General features: G+C 36.2%; 14 protein-coding genes and 1 pseudogene. 10 read left to right on the forward strand and 5 right to left on the reverse strand.

Annotation, left to right across the window (positions count from 1 at the left end; all coding sequences use genetic code 11):
• Positions 1-11 precede the first annotated feature (11 nt).
• The 3 genes from AC012T_RS07560 (at position 12) to AC012T_RS07570 (ending at position 2,033) form a co-directional block, all read left to right on the forward strand.
• Positions 12-1,064 (forward strand): glycosyltransferase family protein, encoded by a 1,053-nt coding sequence (locus tag AC012T_RS07560; RefSeq protein ID WP_487064482.1) that lies wholly within the window; start codon positions 12-14, stop codon positions 1,062-1,064.
• Between the two features lie 33 nt (positions 1,065-1,097).
• Positions 1,098-1,391, forward strand: a complete 294-nt coding sequence (locus AC012T_RS07565) for a hypothetical protein (RefSeq protein ID WP_487064484.1) — start codon at positions 1,098-1,100, stop codon at positions 1,389-1,391.
• Positions 1,392-1,478: 87 nt separating this feature from the next.
• Positions 1,479-2,033: a glycosyltransferase gene (locus tag AC012T_RS07570; RefSeq protein WP_487064486.1), complete on the forward strand. Its 555-nt coding sequence runs from the start codon at positions 1,479-1,481 to the stop codon at positions 2,031-2,033.
• Between the two features lie 200 nt (positions 2,034-2,233).
• On the opposite strand, the pseudogene AC012T_RS07575 reads toward AC012T_RS07570, so the two are convergent.
• A pseudogene (locus tag AC012T_RS07575) lies at positions 2,234-3,311 on the reverse strand (IS1380 family transposase).
• Positions 3,312-3,428: 117 nt separating this feature from the next.
• On the opposite strand from AC012T_RS07575, the gene AC012T_RS07580 reads away from it, so the two are divergent.
• Positions 3,429-3,998: a glycosyltransferase family protein gene (locus AC012T_RS07580; protein ID WP_487064488.1), complete on the forward strand. Its 570-nt coding sequence runs from the start codon at positions 3,429-3,431 to the stop codon at positions 3,996-3,998.
• 44 nt (positions 3,999-4,042) lie between these two features.
• Positions 4,043-5,428, forward strand: a complete 1,386-nt coding sequence (locus AC012T_RS07585) for a hypothetical protein (RefSeq protein ID WP_487064490.1) — start codon at positions 4,043-4,045, stop codon at positions 5,426-5,428.
• Positions 5,429-5,550: 122 nt separating this feature from the next.
• On the opposite strand, the gene AC012T_RS07590 is transcribed toward AC012T_RS07585, so the two are convergent.
• A complete protein-coding gene (locus tag AC012T_RS07590; protein WP_487064492.1) occupies positions 5,551-6,294 on the reverse strand; it encodes a DUF561 domain-containing protein in 744 nt (247 codons plus the stop codon).
• Positions 6,295-6,472: 178 nt separating this feature from the next.
• Between AC012T_RS07590 and AC012T_RS07595 the strand changes: the two genes are divergently transcribed.
• The gene (locus AC012T_RS07595; protein ID WP_487064494.1) at positions 6,473-7,666 is read left to right on the forward strand and encodes a DUF4336 domain-containing protein; all 1,194 of its coding nucleotides are present in this window, start codon (positions 6,473-6,475) and stop codon (positions 7,664-7,666) included.
• Between the two features lie 617 nt (positions 7,667-8,283).
• On the opposite strand, the gene mnmE is transcribed toward AC012T_RS07595, so the two are convergent.
• A complete protein-coding gene (gene mnmE, locus AC012T_RS07600; protein WP_487064496.1) occupies positions 8,284-9,678 on the reverse strand; it encodes a tRNA uridine-5-carboxymethylaminomethyl(34) synthesis GTPase MnmE in 1,395 nt (464 codons plus the stop codon).
• A gap of 204 nt (positions 9,679-9,882) precedes the next feature.
• On the opposite strand from mnmE, the gene AC012T_RS07605 reads away from it, so the two are divergent.
• Positions 9,883-10,083, forward strand: coding sequence for a hypothetical protein (locus tag AC012T_RS07605; RefSeq protein WP_487064498.1), 201 nt, complete (start codon positions 9,883-9,885; stop codon positions 10,081-10,083).
• Here AC012T_RS07605 and AC012T_RS07610 read toward each other — a convergent pair.
• The gene (locus AC012T_RS07610) at positions 10,080-10,790 is read right to left on the reverse strand and encodes a Uma2 family endonuclease (protein ID WP_487064500.1); all 711 of its coding nucleotides are present in this window, start codon (positions 10,788-10,790) and stop codon (positions 10,080-10,082) included. The genes AC012T_RS07605 and AC012T_RS07610 overlap by 4 nt on opposite strands.
• Before the next feature lie 147 nt (positions 10,791-10,937).
• Here AC012T_RS07610 and AC012T_RS07615 point away from each other — a divergent pair, with 147 nt between their 5' ends.
• The 3 genes from AC012T_RS07615 (at position 10,938) to AC012T_RS07625 (ending at position 13,157) form a co-directional block, all read left to right on the forward strand.
• Complete coding sequence (locus AC012T_RS07615; protein ID WP_487064502.1) at positions 10,938-11,072, forward strand: DUF29 family protein; 135 nt, start codon at positions 10,938-10,940, stop codon at positions 11,070-11,072.
• Between the two features lie 302 nt (positions 11,073-11,374).
• Positions 11,375-12,463: an AAA family ATPase gene (locus tag AC012T_RS07620; protein ID WP_487064504.1), complete on the forward strand. Its 1,089-nt coding sequence runs from the start codon at positions 11,375-11,377 to the stop codon at positions 12,461-12,463.
• A complete protein-coding gene (locus tag AC012T_RS07625; protein WP_487064506.1) occupies positions 12,456-13,157 on the forward strand; it encodes a DUF3226 domain-containing protein in 702 nt (233 codons plus the stop codon). The genes AC012T_RS07620 and AC012T_RS07625 overlap by 8 nt, the downstream gene beginning before the upstream one ends.
• A gap of 236 nt (positions 13,158-13,393) precedes the next feature.
• Here AC012T_RS07625 and AC012T_RS07630 read toward each other — a convergent pair whose 3' ends face one another.
• The gene (locus AC012T_RS07630) at positions 13,394-15,022 is read right to left on the reverse strand and encodes a mucoidy inhibitor MuiA family protein (RefSeq protein ID WP_487064508.1); all 1,629 of its coding nucleotides are present in this window, start codon (positions 15,020-15,022) and stop codon (positions 13,394-13,396) included.
• Between the last annotated feature and the right edge of the window lie 5 nt (positions 15,023-15,027).

A 15,027-nucleotide genomic window follows, 5' to 3' on the forward strand; every position in this document is an offset into this window, starting at 1 on the left:
ATTTCTGAATTATGGATTTAAGATACCTATTTCGACCAAAAAATCCTATGCTGCATCATTGCTCAGAATCTTTCTATAAAGCAATGAAATTAAATTGTGATTCTGACAGAGACACTGATTGTTTATATTATCTAACTTCTGTAAAGTTTGAGAATAGCTTAGATTTAGCCAAAAAACTTGTAAGGTTAAACTCAGCAGATACAATATCTCTGTTTCTTTTTTTAATTCAATCAGATTACTTAGTTTTAACTTTAATTTTGAAGGTGCTGTCCAAAATTTTATCTAAAAATTTGAAAATTTATTACATGATGCATGAGCCACGCTTTGAGAAGGGAAGAATTAATCCTTTCAAAGCATCGCTTGTATTTATTTATCATTTATTGTTTGGTTATTTAGCAGATAAGATTTTATTGCCTAGCAATGAAGCTTTTTTTAAAGCTCAATATTTTATCCCAGTTGATAAGCTTTACAAGTTAAACTTATCCTTTGTTTCCAATCCTGACAATCTTTTACATCAAAATTTGGCACAACTCAAGTGTAGTTGGAATTATTCTATAACTTTCTCATTGTTAGGTCGAGCCGATGTGGACAAAAATCCTCAAGGATTTTTATCGTTGGCACAAACTATTTATAAGTATTATCCAGAACGAGCTAAATTTATTCGTGGGGGAAAAGATAGAAATATGAACTTAAACTACAATGAAGACCTAATAATTAGATTTCCTAGTTTTCTTTCCAGTAATGCTAAAAGATTCTTATTTGGTTTGACACACTTTATTGTTATACCTTACTCCTTTTCGACTCAGAGTGGTGTGATAGCAGAAGCCTTGAGTTATGGAAAATTGTTAATTGTAAATGATATTCCTGCATTTTCATATCTTAAAAATCTGAATTTTGTTTTCCTGATTAATTTTAGTGATGAAAACGCAATATTGAAATGCATCCATGTTTTATTTAAGATGGATATAAATGATTATAAAAGGCGCTATTGGGAGGCAATTAAATACTTCCAAGAAAATCATTCAGAAACTTACCTATCAAGAGCTTTGAATAATCTAATATAAGACTCTAACCGATAGCCAATAGAGTAGAAACTTATGATGAAATCTTTTGTCAAACGCTACATATTTGGTATTTTTGAAACAACGCATTTCCAACTTCTATTCAGCAATTTACATAGATTCTCTCTTTATGGAATGAATATTGGCTTGGGTGAAGGTGTAGAAGATAGTGGCGAAAAATACGCACTATTAAAATTTGCCATAACTATACCCTCACATCTCATTACCGTAGTATTTGATGTCGATGCGAATCAGGGTCAATTTGCCCAAACTGCATCTAAAATACTTGGTGTACAAGCAAGTATTTATCTCTATAATTTTGGTTTATAAGCAAGAAATGAAAAATCTACACTGTATTCAGACAATAAAGGCTCACGCTGTGCTTCACTATATAATCACAACACTTTAGGAAAAGCAATGAACTTAACTGAAACCGTTTTTTATATGAATAATATACCTACAGTTTCTATTGCTATCCCAGCCTACAATGAATCAAAAAAAATAGAGGAGGTATTGCGTGTTTTTTTACGTAATAGCTACCCTAATTTAATAGAAATATTCGTCGCTGATGGTGGCAGTAATGACGGTACTCAAGAAATAGTCAAAAAACTATCAACTGAAGATGCACGAGTCAAGCTACTACACAATCCTCAAAAAATTCAATCTGCTGGGCTTAATTTAATTTTATACGAATGCACAGGTGATATTTTTCTCAGAGCTGATGCCCATTCAGATTACGCACCTGATTACCTTGAACGATGTGTAGAGGCTTTACTAGAATCCAACGCCTCTAATGTTGGTGGGGCACAGCGCTTTGTCGCCGAGACTGCTTTCCAAGCAGGTATTGCCCTGGCATCCAAAAGCTTATTGGGTAATGGTGGGGCAAAATATAGAAACCCTAACCCGGATTTCTCACAAGCCAAAAAAAACATTCATAAAGAGCAAAACAAAGGAAGTTTATTTGCTACATAAGTAGGGAAGATGAAAAAAGGAAATCTCCTAAGTATAGATTTGATAAATTTTGTTAAATATCAAGAAGTATTCAGGTAAAATATACTGATATAAATAATTGAGTATTAAAATTAGACATGACAAAAAAGAGTTAAGAAAAAAACTTTTATCCCCACCCTAAATTAAAGCTAAAAATGAGAGTAATAATCGTCACAAAAGAATTAACCAGGATTTGGTAACAACTGCAAACAACGGTAAGCAGTAGCATAAATATGCTGATAGGGACAAGAACTATTAATTGCAATTAAAACTCGCCGGGTACTCACAGTAATCAAAGCTCCTAACTTCAACAATTTGGTACGGATAGTCCCAACTTGAGCATTCTGTAATTCAGTTTTAACTAAACATTTATTTCGCAAAGCATTCATTAAAACATAAGCTATGGAAGAGAACCACAAACGTAGTTGATTACCAGCAAATGTATGGGTACTGGTTCTATCGCTAAATAGTTATAATTGTTGTTCTTTAAAACGATTTTCCATCTCACCTCTAGGACAATATTTCTGGGTATAAACTTCACTTGGAGGCATCTTAAATGACTCTCTGTAATTCTGATAATGCTCCCTCTGCTGGGTCTACATTGGAAGCCCTAAGTTTAGCTGCTAATAAATGTTTTCCACAGAAAATATAAAGTGGTGCATAGCAATATCCTCCATAATAAGTATTGAAAAATACTTGTTCTTGATTCCCATGCACTAAATCATCAGTTACATCCAAATCTAAGATTATTTGTCTTGGTGGTGATGAATAAGATTCTAAAAATATGTCTACAAATAATTTCTCAATCTCTTCTTGAGAATGACTAATTTTATGGTAGCGACTTTCTGCTCCTTGTTCTAAATTTTCAGGACAATGTTCTATCCGATTTAATGTACTCTTTCCTGCCAATGGACATGGTTCATTCTCTTGACCAATGCTTTTTCCTAATGCCAGTGTGAACATTGGATCATGACGTAATTCTTCATGGTCATTTAAGTCTTCATATCCCATTATTAAGCCATATATTCGTTGTGTTAATAAGCTTTCTATGGGATGTAATGTCTTATTTGGCTTTCTGTAGTCTTGGAAACATTTAGCTAATCGTGATGTTATTTGCAATTTTCGGTCTATTTCCGCAATTAAACTTAAACCTGCATCCGATGTTACTTTACCACCCTGGAAATTCACTACTATTGGTCTTGATTTTTCTCTTTCAAACTGGAACTGTTTTGGTGTACTATCTGTTGTTAGTGGGGTCATACTTTATAACTGCTGAAATGCTTTCTAAATATACATTTTCGCAGTTTTTGACCCCTTTTTTTATTTTCTTTGTGAGAAATCCGGGCTAACTATAGTGGTTACGGCGATACAGTTTATTTGGGGTGTTTTTGGAAACAAGTTTTACTGGAACTAAAAGGCTATTGTATTGAAGCCACCCCAAATGAAGATGCTGAATTAAATCAAAGATTAATTTGTCAGAATAAAAAAGCTATCTACATAGATTCAAAAATACGTGCTTGGTACTACCCCCGAAAAACGTGGAAATCTTTAACTATTCAGTATTTTAAATATGGTAGAGGTCGTTATTTAACAAGTACAAAGCACCCTCTGAGATTACAAATAAGAGGTTTGTTACCATTCATAGTGATATCTACTAATATTTTGCTCTTCATTATTGACTTACTGTTTACTTCGGTAGATTTACATATTGAATTAGTGATGATTGCTGGGTTACTGTTACTTTTCCTGGAAAGCCTTCGAGTCACCCTAAACTTTAGGGGAAATTTTGATGCAGAAACTTGGCGCGGTAGCAAAGGAAAATCTCCTTCTTTATGGACGAGGTGGTTTTTCTGTGAGATTACCTTAATGACTATGCCTTTGGCTCACTTTACTGGCTATGCTTATCAATTATTTCGCCACAAAATTCTGAGATTAACTGGCTGGTGATTGATATTTCAGGAAACTTGACATATCAGGAAATTTAAAAAAATATGAAATCAGAACCAACTGTAATCTCACTCGAATTTAACGAGCTTTCTCCTTCACTAATGCAGCATTTTCTTGAAGAAGAAAAGTTGCCGAATTTCCAACGACTCTATGAAGAATCAGAAATTTATACAACCGATGCAGAAGAAGAACCACCATATTTAGAACCTTGGATTCAATGGGTGACAGTACATTCTGGTATCCCTTACAGTGAGCATCAAGTATTTCTTCTGGATGAGGGATATAAACTCAAGTCAAAATCAATTTGGGATATTCTTTCAGATGCAGGATTAAGAGTTTGGATTTGTGGCAGTATGAATGTTAGCTACAATTCCCCATTAAATGGTTATATAATGCCAGATTTTTGGAGTCCAAAAGTTACTCCAAATTCTGAAGAACTATTGCCATATTTCCGATTTGTTCAAAAACAAGTCCAAGAACACACAAATGATTCTGTTCCCCTTAGTACTGGAGATTATTTGAGGTTTCTGAACTTTATGAAGAATCATCGACTTTCACTAGATACAATTAGTGCTATCATCCAACAATTAGTTAGTGAGAAAATCACAGGAAAATACCGTTGGCAACGTGCAACTATCGCAGACAAGCTTCAGTTTGATTTATTTCGCTCCTACTATCACAAAATTCGTCCGCATTTTTCTACTTTTTTTATTAATAGTACAGCCCATTTTCAACATATGTACTGGCGGAATATGGAGCCAGATAAATTTCAAGTTAAACCATCAGTAAAAGAACAAACTGAATATGAAAATGCGATTTTATATGGCTATCAAGAAATGGATAAACTAATAGGTAAATTTCTAAATTTATTAGATGATAAAACTACTTTGCTTCTATCTACAGCTTTAAGTCAACAACCTTGTTTTATCTATGAGGCAACTGGAGGAAAACGTCTTTGTAGGCCGCGTAAGTTTGAAAGTCTCTTAGATTTTGCAGGTGTGAAGAGTAATTATATTTGCTCTCCAGTCATGGCTGAAGAATTTCATGTCAGGTTTGAAAATGAACAAGACACAACTGACGCAGAACAAAAACTGATAAATTTACAAATAAATCAGCGTCCGATCATGCGATTAAGACGCAATGGTAAAGATATTTTTGGTGGCTGTGGAATTTTTGAAGAAATACCACAAAATGCAATTTTGAATATTGCCAACAGCAAAAAATCAATACCATTCTTTGATATTTTTTACCAAATAGAAGATATAAAAAGCGGAATGCATCACCCAGATGGCATTTTATGGATTCGTAAGCCTAGCAGGCAGCACTCAGTTCATGAAAATACAGTATCTCTGCTTTCCATTGCTCCAACTATCTTGAATTTATTTAACGTTCCTAAACCAGATTTTATGAAGGGAATTACGCTAGATTAAAACCATGAATTGTCACTTAACTCTTGTAATGAAGAGGAGGGGACTATGATGTATCTCATTCAAGTGCATACCACTATATGGGCAGGCAATACACCTGCCCTACGATATTAATTCAAGGAGAATTAAGCACTGAGGACTTTTGTGGTTGCCAAAGCTTCCACTAAGCTACGGACAGCGGCAATCATGGCAATTTCGCTATTGAGTTGGTTGATAGCAGAACCGACACCAACACCAGCAGCACCAGATGCGATCGCTAAAGGTGCAGTAACATTAGAAATGCCAGAAGCGCACAATACAGGCACAGAAACCACGCGGGAAATTTCATAAGCCGCAGCTAAAGTAGGAGCAGCCTTTTCAATCAATCCCAAAGTACCACCGTGAGCAGGTTGACTGCTAGTACCGCCTTCAGTTTGAATGATATCAGCACCAGCTTTCACCAATTCCTCAGCTAATTGCACCTGTTGATCTAATTCCAGGATGTGAGGAACGGTTACAGATAGCGTAATTTCGGGTAACAAGGCGCGAGTTTGGTGAGTTAGTGCTAAAACTTCTTCAGCTTCAAATCTGCGTCCTTGAGCGTAAAAAGAATCAAAATTACCGATTTCAATCAAATCAGCACCAGCAGCTACAGCTTGGACAAATTTTTCCGGCTCAACTGCGGAAACACAAACAGGTAAGCTTGTTAAACTTTTAGCTAATTGCACCAAAGCCACATCAGCAGCAATATCAACAAAAGTTGCACCACCAAATTCAGCCGCTTTAATGGTAGCAGCAACACTTTCAGCATTGAAGTTATTCAAACCGCTAATCACCTTCAGGACACTGCGGTTAGCAAAAGCACGTTGCAAGTTAGGATGAATTGTCATAATTCTTGTTTTACAGCTATCAAAGTAGGAATATTTTTACACTATATAGACTCTGGAAACTAGAGGCTAGAGCAAGAGACTTTCAGAATTCAACACAATAACACTAAAAACATCTATCCAAAGAACTAAAAATCCTGTTAGTACTAGAAATGGGAAAGACTTACTTGGTTAAATGACAATGAACGCTCCAGGAAGCATAAATCAGCGAGATTGGTCATGGCCTTTTTGGCCTGTTTTACCGCTATATCCCTACGGTAGAAGGCGAACACTGCGCCGGGAAATAGTCAAGGATACCATTTGGACATTTGATCAATTACAAGGCATCCTGTATACCATAGTCCCAATTCGGATGACCATCATCAAGCTACAAGCAGGTGGTCTTTTAGTTTATGCACCTATTGCACCCACACCAGAATGTATCCGTTTAGTTCAGGAGTTGGCAGCAAAGCACGGTGAAATCAAATATATCATTTTGCCTACCAGTTCTGGTTTAGAGCATAAAATCTTTGTTGGCCCCTTTGCCAGAAAATTTCCTCAAGCTTTAGTTTATGTTGCTCCTCACCAGTGGAGTTTCCCTTTAAATCTGCCATTGAGTTGGCTTGGGTTTCCTCAAAAACGAACTTTAGAAATACCAGAGGATATTCATCCAAATCCTTTTGGTGATGAATTTGAATATAAAATTTTAGATATAAATTTAGGACGTGGTGCTTTTGTCGAAGTTGCATTATTGCACAAACCATCACGCACTCTCTTAGTTACAGATACTATACTTTCAGTTCCCGAAGAACCACCAAAAATTTTACAATTAGAACCATATCCTTTATTATTTCATGCTAGAGAAAACGCACAACAGATTATAGAAGATAATCCAGATAATCGTCGTCAAGGATGGCAAAGAATATCTTTATTTGCAATTTATTTTCGTCCCAGTGCTTTAGAAATTATGGGAATAGAAGAAATGTGGCATGATGCTAAAAAAGCACCAGACCATTCACCAAAAGCATATTTTGGTTTATTTCCCTTTCACTGGCAAAATAATTGGCAACAGTCTTTTGATGCATTATGTGGAAACGGTCGTCCTTTTGTAGCACCGATTTTACAAGTTCTTATTCTTCCCCAAGCACCAAAACTCGTATTAGACTGGGCTGATCAAGTTGCGAGTTGGGATTTTGATCAAATTATTTCTTGTCATTTTGATTCACCAATTAAAGCGAGTCCGCAACAATTTAGGCAAGCGTTTAGTTTTTTGGAAAAAGAACCATTATTGAAAGATGAACAACCTTTATTCGTGGAAGATTTCCGATTTATTCAGGAACTAGAAGCTGGTTTGCTAAAGAGTGGTATTGCTACACCTGTTAAGGATAAAGTTTAATTGTCAGAATCAGGATTTCCAGGATTAAAGGATTTACAGGATAAAAACTAGTCAGGACTTACGCAAAATATAACTCAAACCCTCATTTCTCTGTGAACTCTGTGTCTCTGCGGTTCGTTTATTCCGTAACCCATGCGTAAGTCCTAGTAGTATTTGATCACCAATTATATAGCGGTTCTCGGTTGAGTGAGATACAAGAACCCCTGCCCCCTGCCCAAACAGATATGATAACTATTCAAACGGACATGATATTACCTATTACCAGCCTCAACTAAATGACTAGCAACTTAAGTTATTAACTATTGGGTCAAAGTATTGTGGTATAAGCGTTTCAGGCTATTTGACAATTTCAGCAAGATAGTATTTTCTGTATAAAATAAATTTTATCGACGCACCTCGCCCGAACCTTAAAAACCGCATAACTTCGTTGACCTGTGTCGATGCCTTACGCAGTAAGCATTTCAGACGACAAATTTTATGAATTTGAGAAACTTTTTTCTCGCTTTTCAGAGGTGTGTCGATTGGGGTACTTCAAACCCTTGCCCTGTAAGGTTTTCAGAAGTTAACTCTTTCCAAAGCCACTTCCCCGCAAGGGGATGGAAACATAAATTGTGGACTTATTTCCCAATACAAAATCTACTAAAGATCCTATCCAAAACGGATTCTGTCACCTCTTCCCCGGTAATTTCTCCCAATGCATAAATCGCTCCCCTTAAATCAATTGTCCAAAAATCTAAAGGTAACTGTTCGATAATTGTTATTTGCACTTGCTCCAAATCAATCTTCGCTTTTGTTAACGCTGCGGCTTGTCTTTGATTAATTGCTAAATCCATATCAGCAGCTTGTACTTTTCCTGCTTGGACTATTTCTAAAATCGCCGTTTCTAAACCATCAATTCCTTGATTTTGTGCCGCTGCGGTGACAATTTTAGATTTTGGATTTTGGATTTTAGATTGAAGAGTTTGTTTCTGTTCTACTGAAATTAAATCTATTTTGTTAATTACTAGAATCACCGGACGGTGTTTTACCTGTTCATAAATCTCTTGATCTGCATCTGTCCAACCTGCGGCAGCATCAATAGTGAATAGTACTAAATCAGCATTATTAGCAGCACGACGCGATCGCTCTACCCCAATTTTCTCCACCTGATCTGCTGTTTCCCGAATCCCTGCTGTATCTAAAACCTGGATAGGAATCCCCCCCACCACTAGCTGAGATTCCACCACATCGCGGGTTGTACCGGGTAAATCTGTGACAATAGCGCGATCGCTCTGACTCCATGCATTCAATAAACTCGATTTTCCCACATTGGGACGACCAACTATCGCCACTTTTAAACCAGTTCGCAATAATTCACCTTTATCTTTTGTCGCTAATAACTTGGTTATTTCTGCGGTAACTTGATCAATCTCAGCAATAATCCTTTGCTCATCTAAAGGTGGTAAATCTTCCTCAAAATCAATCCTGGCTTCAATTTCTGCCAAAATATCCAAACATTGAGCGCGTAATTGACGAATAGGATGAGCTAACTTACCCTGTAACCCAGCTAAAGCCGTTTGCGCTGCTTGGGGAGATTTCGCACCAACTAAATCTGCGATACTTTCGGCTTGGGTTAAATCCAAACGTCCATTTAAAAATGCTCTTAATGTAAATTCCCCTGGTTGCGCTAATCTCGCACCATTTTCTAAACATAGTTGCAATACTTGTTGTACAGCCATAATTCCCCCGTGACAATGGAATTCCACCACATCCTCACGGGTAAAAGAACGAGGTGCTTTCATGATTAGTAACAAAGCTTCATCAACAACTTGCTTAGTTTGGGGTTGACGGATGTAACCATAGAGAATGCGGTGAGTTTCCCAAACTTGTTTTCCAGGTGCAGAAAATAGAGTTTGTGCGATCGCTATCGCATGATCACCAGAAACCCGCACAATCCCCACACTACCTTGTTGAGGGACAACAGCAGTAGCTATAGCAGCGATCGTTCCAGTATGAGTCAACAGTTCCGACATGAGGGGTTTTTCAAAAAATTAGGAGTAGTTCAAACGAAAGTGAGAAACCCCAACTACATTTGAAACACCTAATTTTATCTTAGTCCGCGCAGGCGGACTTTGTTTGTATAGCCACGACTTCTAGTCGTCAGGGCTGAACTTGAAGAATAATAGTAATATTTATCTAAAGGGTAATAAAGCCGTATTTTAGAGAGGGAATTCACTGTGGAGCAGAAAATTAACTGCGCTGAAGCCTGCGTCAACGGTTGTATTTTAGGCGATAAATGTCCCAATATCGAGTTTAGAGAAGCAACCTCAAAATTTATCGAAGAGACTTCTTTAGATAAAATGCTAGAAATGGCTGAAGAAAGACTGCGTAAAAAAATGACAGAACCGCCAAAATGGGTATTTCCTGAAGATCCTTAAATAGTATCTGGATCAATACCTAATTCTCGCAGCTTCGCCGCCAAGCGATCGCTGCATTGTTTTTCTTGTTCAGCCCGTTGTTTTTCCTGTTCAGCCCTTGCAAATTCCTGTTTTGCTACTTCTTCAGGTGTGGGAACTAATTCTCCTTCAGCAGTGAAAAAGCGTAATTTGTTTTGATCAACTCCCAAAAATAACTCTAACTGCTGACTCCACAACCAACCTTGATCATTAGGTTCTATTGGTTGATACTTTCCAGCTAGGAGAACAAACCCAGCCAACTCCAAATTGTGAGGATCAAACCAAAAATATTCCGGTGTTCTAAAAATATCTTGGTAAATTTGTTTTTTTAAACCCTTATCTGTTTTAGCTGTAGAATCTGATAGCAGTTCGACAATTATATTGGGATACTTACCATCTTCTTCCCAAACCACCCAACTTTTACGGGTTTTACGTTCTGTCTCCAACACGACAAAAAAATCTGGACCCCGGAAATATTCAGATTTCAGTTGCCGAGGACTGTAATAAATCGTAACATTGCCAGACGCATAGAAGTCATTATTATTTTGCCACAACCATTCAAGACATTGAATGAGCAGCGTCATTTGTAGTCGGTGTAAATCAGTTTCAAAAGGCGGTTCGTCACTATATAAATCTCCTGGAGGAAATATAACATCTTCTGGGACGGGAATATCTTGGATAAGAGTCATGGTAATAAGTAGCAGATTAATAAATAAATGTATCCAACTAGTCTGTGCTAAGTTCAGCAATTAAATACTGTCAACTTACTGATGATATTATGATTATAGAATAAGCTCAATGCCAGAAGAAGGTTATATTTTAAAGTATAAACCGCTATGAAACTTCAAACTCAAGCAACTTTATACGAACAAGATTATTATTTATGGCTAGAAACCACGATAAAAAAATTACAAGAGCATGAATTTCAATCTATAGAACAAATCTTAGATCAAAATTTTCTTCCCAACTGAAGTGTAAAAAGGATGAAAATAGTATCTCAATTTCCTTGACTACAAGATTAGTAATCTCTTATAGCAGGCTACGCATCCAAAATTACTAATTCATTAGACAAAAGTGAAAGAAGATCGAATATGGATACATTTTATTAAGAGTTCTCCAATTAAAAAAATATCCCAAAATTTCTTGTGGTGCGGGCATCTTGCCTGCTAATAATACAAGGACGGGCAAGATGCCCATCCCACAAGATTGGATCATCTTTTTTGTGGATTTCTCTAAGCAATGTAAGTGAGTATATTTTTATCTGGAGGTTACAGTGATTAAGAATATTGAGATTAAAAATTTTAGATGTTTCGAGAATTTAAAAGTATCCGGTTTTGAGAAAATTAATTTAATTAGTGGGAAAAATAATGTTGGTAAAACTGCATTGTTAGAAGCATTATTCCTCAATAGTACACCAAGACCAGATACTATTTTTTTGTTGCGACAAGTAAGAAGAGAATCGTCAAAGTTGAGTAGAGCTTTACCGGAAAGAACCTGGAACAACTTCTTTTATCAAGAAAATAAGAATAGCACCCTAATGATTAAAGCTACTCTTGAAAAAGGGGATTCAAAAAAAGTTGAATTATTTGTTGATGAATCTGTACAAAATTTAGAAGATACCTATCAACAGGATAATAATGATGATCATGAAAAACTTATCAGTCTTTTTTCAAGTAGTCAGTCTCTATTATCTGTAATGCACTTGAAAACAAGGATTAATGATGGTGAATCTTTTGAAACATTAATCATTTCTAGTGCGAAGGGTATCATAGCTAGAGATATCAAAGTTCCTGACATAAATCATGCTTTCTTAATTCCCTCCTTCTTGAGAGTTACTAGTAGAGAATTAACAGAAGAATTTGATAAAGCTCGTTTAAATGAGAGAGATAATGAACTTCTAAGAGCTTTTCAGAGTATTGATTCTTCTATTATTAAGGTAGAAAGCTTTAGTATTGGTGAACCAAATCTTTCTGTTACGAGAAAAGGAGAAACCAGATTGCCTTTATCATTGTTTGGTGATGCAATAAATCGCATTGCTGATATTATTTTAAGGATTGTGAATAACGAAAATAGTATTTTGCTGATTGATGAAATAGAAAATGGTATTCATCACTCTAACCAAGCTGCTTTCTGGAATATTATTTACAAGTTAGCTAATGAATTAAATGTACAAATATTTGCAACAACACATAGTTTAGAAATGATTGAAGCTTTTATAAAAGCTGGATCAAATTATCATAATTTAGCTGCTCATTTTGAGCTAACAAGAAATGTTAAAACAAGCAAAATAGTTGCTATAAGACGAGATTTAGATACTTTAGAGTATGGAATAAGTCATAATAAGGAGGTGAGAGGTGAGTAGTAATAAATTGATTGTAGAAAGCAATAATGATAAATATTTTTTACAGGCAATTATTCGTCACCTCAATTGCAATATAGAAGTTGAATCTATAGAACCTACACCTCCAATTATTATTTCAGAGGATGATTATAAATCAATGGAGGGATTAAATGCTAAAAAACTAATAGCTGCTCTCAATTCCTTAAAAGCAGATATAGAAAAGGGTGAGATTGAAAGGGTAGGTATTGTTATTGATATTGATGATAACGAAGAAAATGAGAGAATTAATTTTATTAATGAGTGTCTTCAAGAAGTTTTTCCAGGAACAAAGTCACTCGCAGAAGTCAATAAATTTGTAAATATAACTTTCGATGATATTAATATCCATCTGGCTTGTTACTTTACAAATGTTGATAGAAAAGGAGAACTAGAAACAGTTCTAAAAATGATTAAGAGCCAAAATTCATTTTATGCTGATTGTTTAGAAAGTTGGAAAGATTGCTTGAACAGTCATGGTAAAGAAATAAAGATTAAGGACTTTGATAAATTCTGGGTTTCCATATACCTAAGATTTGATACTTGCTCAAAAAATGACAAAAAGCAAGCGGAGCGTAAATGTAGTTTTAAGTCGGCAATGAATGAAAAAACTTGGATTTGGGACTTTGAACATCCTACCTTGAATGATTTGAAGACGTTTTTGCAGATGTTTAGTTAACGTGAGTTCGGTGTTAGGAGTTTCTCCTATGCCTACGGCACGGCTTCGCCGAACGGAGATGCTACGCGAACGGAGTTATGATTTTTAAGGGCGAGAGAATAAGGGTTTGAGACTCCTACTTGTGGCGAGTTTTCCACAAATTATCTTATGTCAAACTCACGTTTAGTTAATTCCACTGCAAAAAAAGAAATAATATTTTAATTGCCGTAGTAGTGTGATCATACCCAATCACCAATTTAAATATCCAAACCCAACACCGTTAACTCAGGTGGATGTTCAACAGTGAACTGATAATATACTTCTTGTTGTTCCTGTGGTGCAAGCACAATATCCCATTCCAAAATTCCCATTTCACCTAATTGAATTTGTGGCTGAGAACGACTTAGCCGAACCTTAATTTGTTCATTACGACTAACGGGTAATTGTTCAGTTAATTTCAAATGTGCTTCTTGATTTAACAAGTTAGTAATTACAACTCGATAAGCATAGGTAACTCTGCGTTGACTACTCATCAGTTTCTTATCTACCTGACGTTCAACTAAATCACGCTCAACTTTTAAACCTTCATCTATACCTAAATTAATTTTAAGTTCTTGTCCTGGAGCAATATTTTCTAATTGAGTTGCACCAACAAAAATAGTGTCACGAAAAATATTTGCTTTTCCTGGTAATAAAGTTGCACCATTAGGACTATTTTTTATAGTAGCTTGCAAATAAGCAAAACTAACTAAACGAGGCATTCCTACATAATTGAAATCACAAGGATAATCACCTTGCCAAATCGTTATTTTATGAGGTGCGCCATCACTAGGAATATTACCACCACTATTCAATTTAAAAGTAACGACACTTCCTTGTTTAGATACTTCAGTAACAACTATTTCTGCGTCAATAAAATTTTCTTCATCTTCCTCTTTTACCGGTTTTGACATACTACTTGGAGTAGGTAAAAGTATTGCCATAGCAGGAGGAGGAGACATGGAACGCTGCATAGTCAGAGTATCATCTGTGCGTATACGTGGAGTGTCAATATACCAGGGTTTTAATTTAGGTGGTAGTGTACCTAATCCCGGTTTAGCGGTAGAAAGAGTAAGAGCTACATCTAGCCAATCTTCCCCTGTACTTTGGGTAACTTCTGCCAAATAGCTTAAATGTAGAGTCTTGCTGAGGCTATCTACCCGCAAGTCATAAAAGGGTTTCCAATTAGCACGATTTACCAAATAAGACATCTCTAGCTCAAATTCACCTTCTCCCCCAACTTCTATACCTATAATTACGTTTAAGCTTTCTTTAGGGTGGGGTGTTTGGATTTTTTGTAATGCAGTGCGGAGTGATTGTAATTGCTTTTCTATTTCTTGCTGTTGGGTTTTACATTCCCCAGAAGCGATCGCATATTCGCTATACTGACTACCAATAAAGTTGAGAAAATCCAATGTTTCACTCAAACTCAAATTTTTCCTAGATAGGCTCTGAGCAAAGGGTTCTTCGGTCTTTTCACCCAAGCCGGCAATAAAATGAGATTGCAATGCCAAGGCATCTATTTGGGCTTGTAAATGGCGTTTTTCTGCTTCTAGTTGTTGAATTTGTCTTGTCAACTGCGCCACTCTTTCCGCCACTGGTTCAGTAGTGTAAATGCGATCGCAACTCACCCCCAGTAACCGCACTCCTACCGTACCAGCACCACTTACCCGCACAGACTCAGTTTCCAGAGTTACAGGCAATGGTGTAATTAGTAACTCCCGTTCTTGTCCTGTAAAAGATATGACACCTCTTCTTGTCACTAAAGCTTTGTCACCATAGACTGTGACAGCAACAATTTGGCTTTGTACTGTTTTGCGCCAAGATGATATTTCCGGGTTCACCACTACCA

The sequence above is a fragment of the Anabaena sp. EIM26 genome (assembly GCF_057568715.1).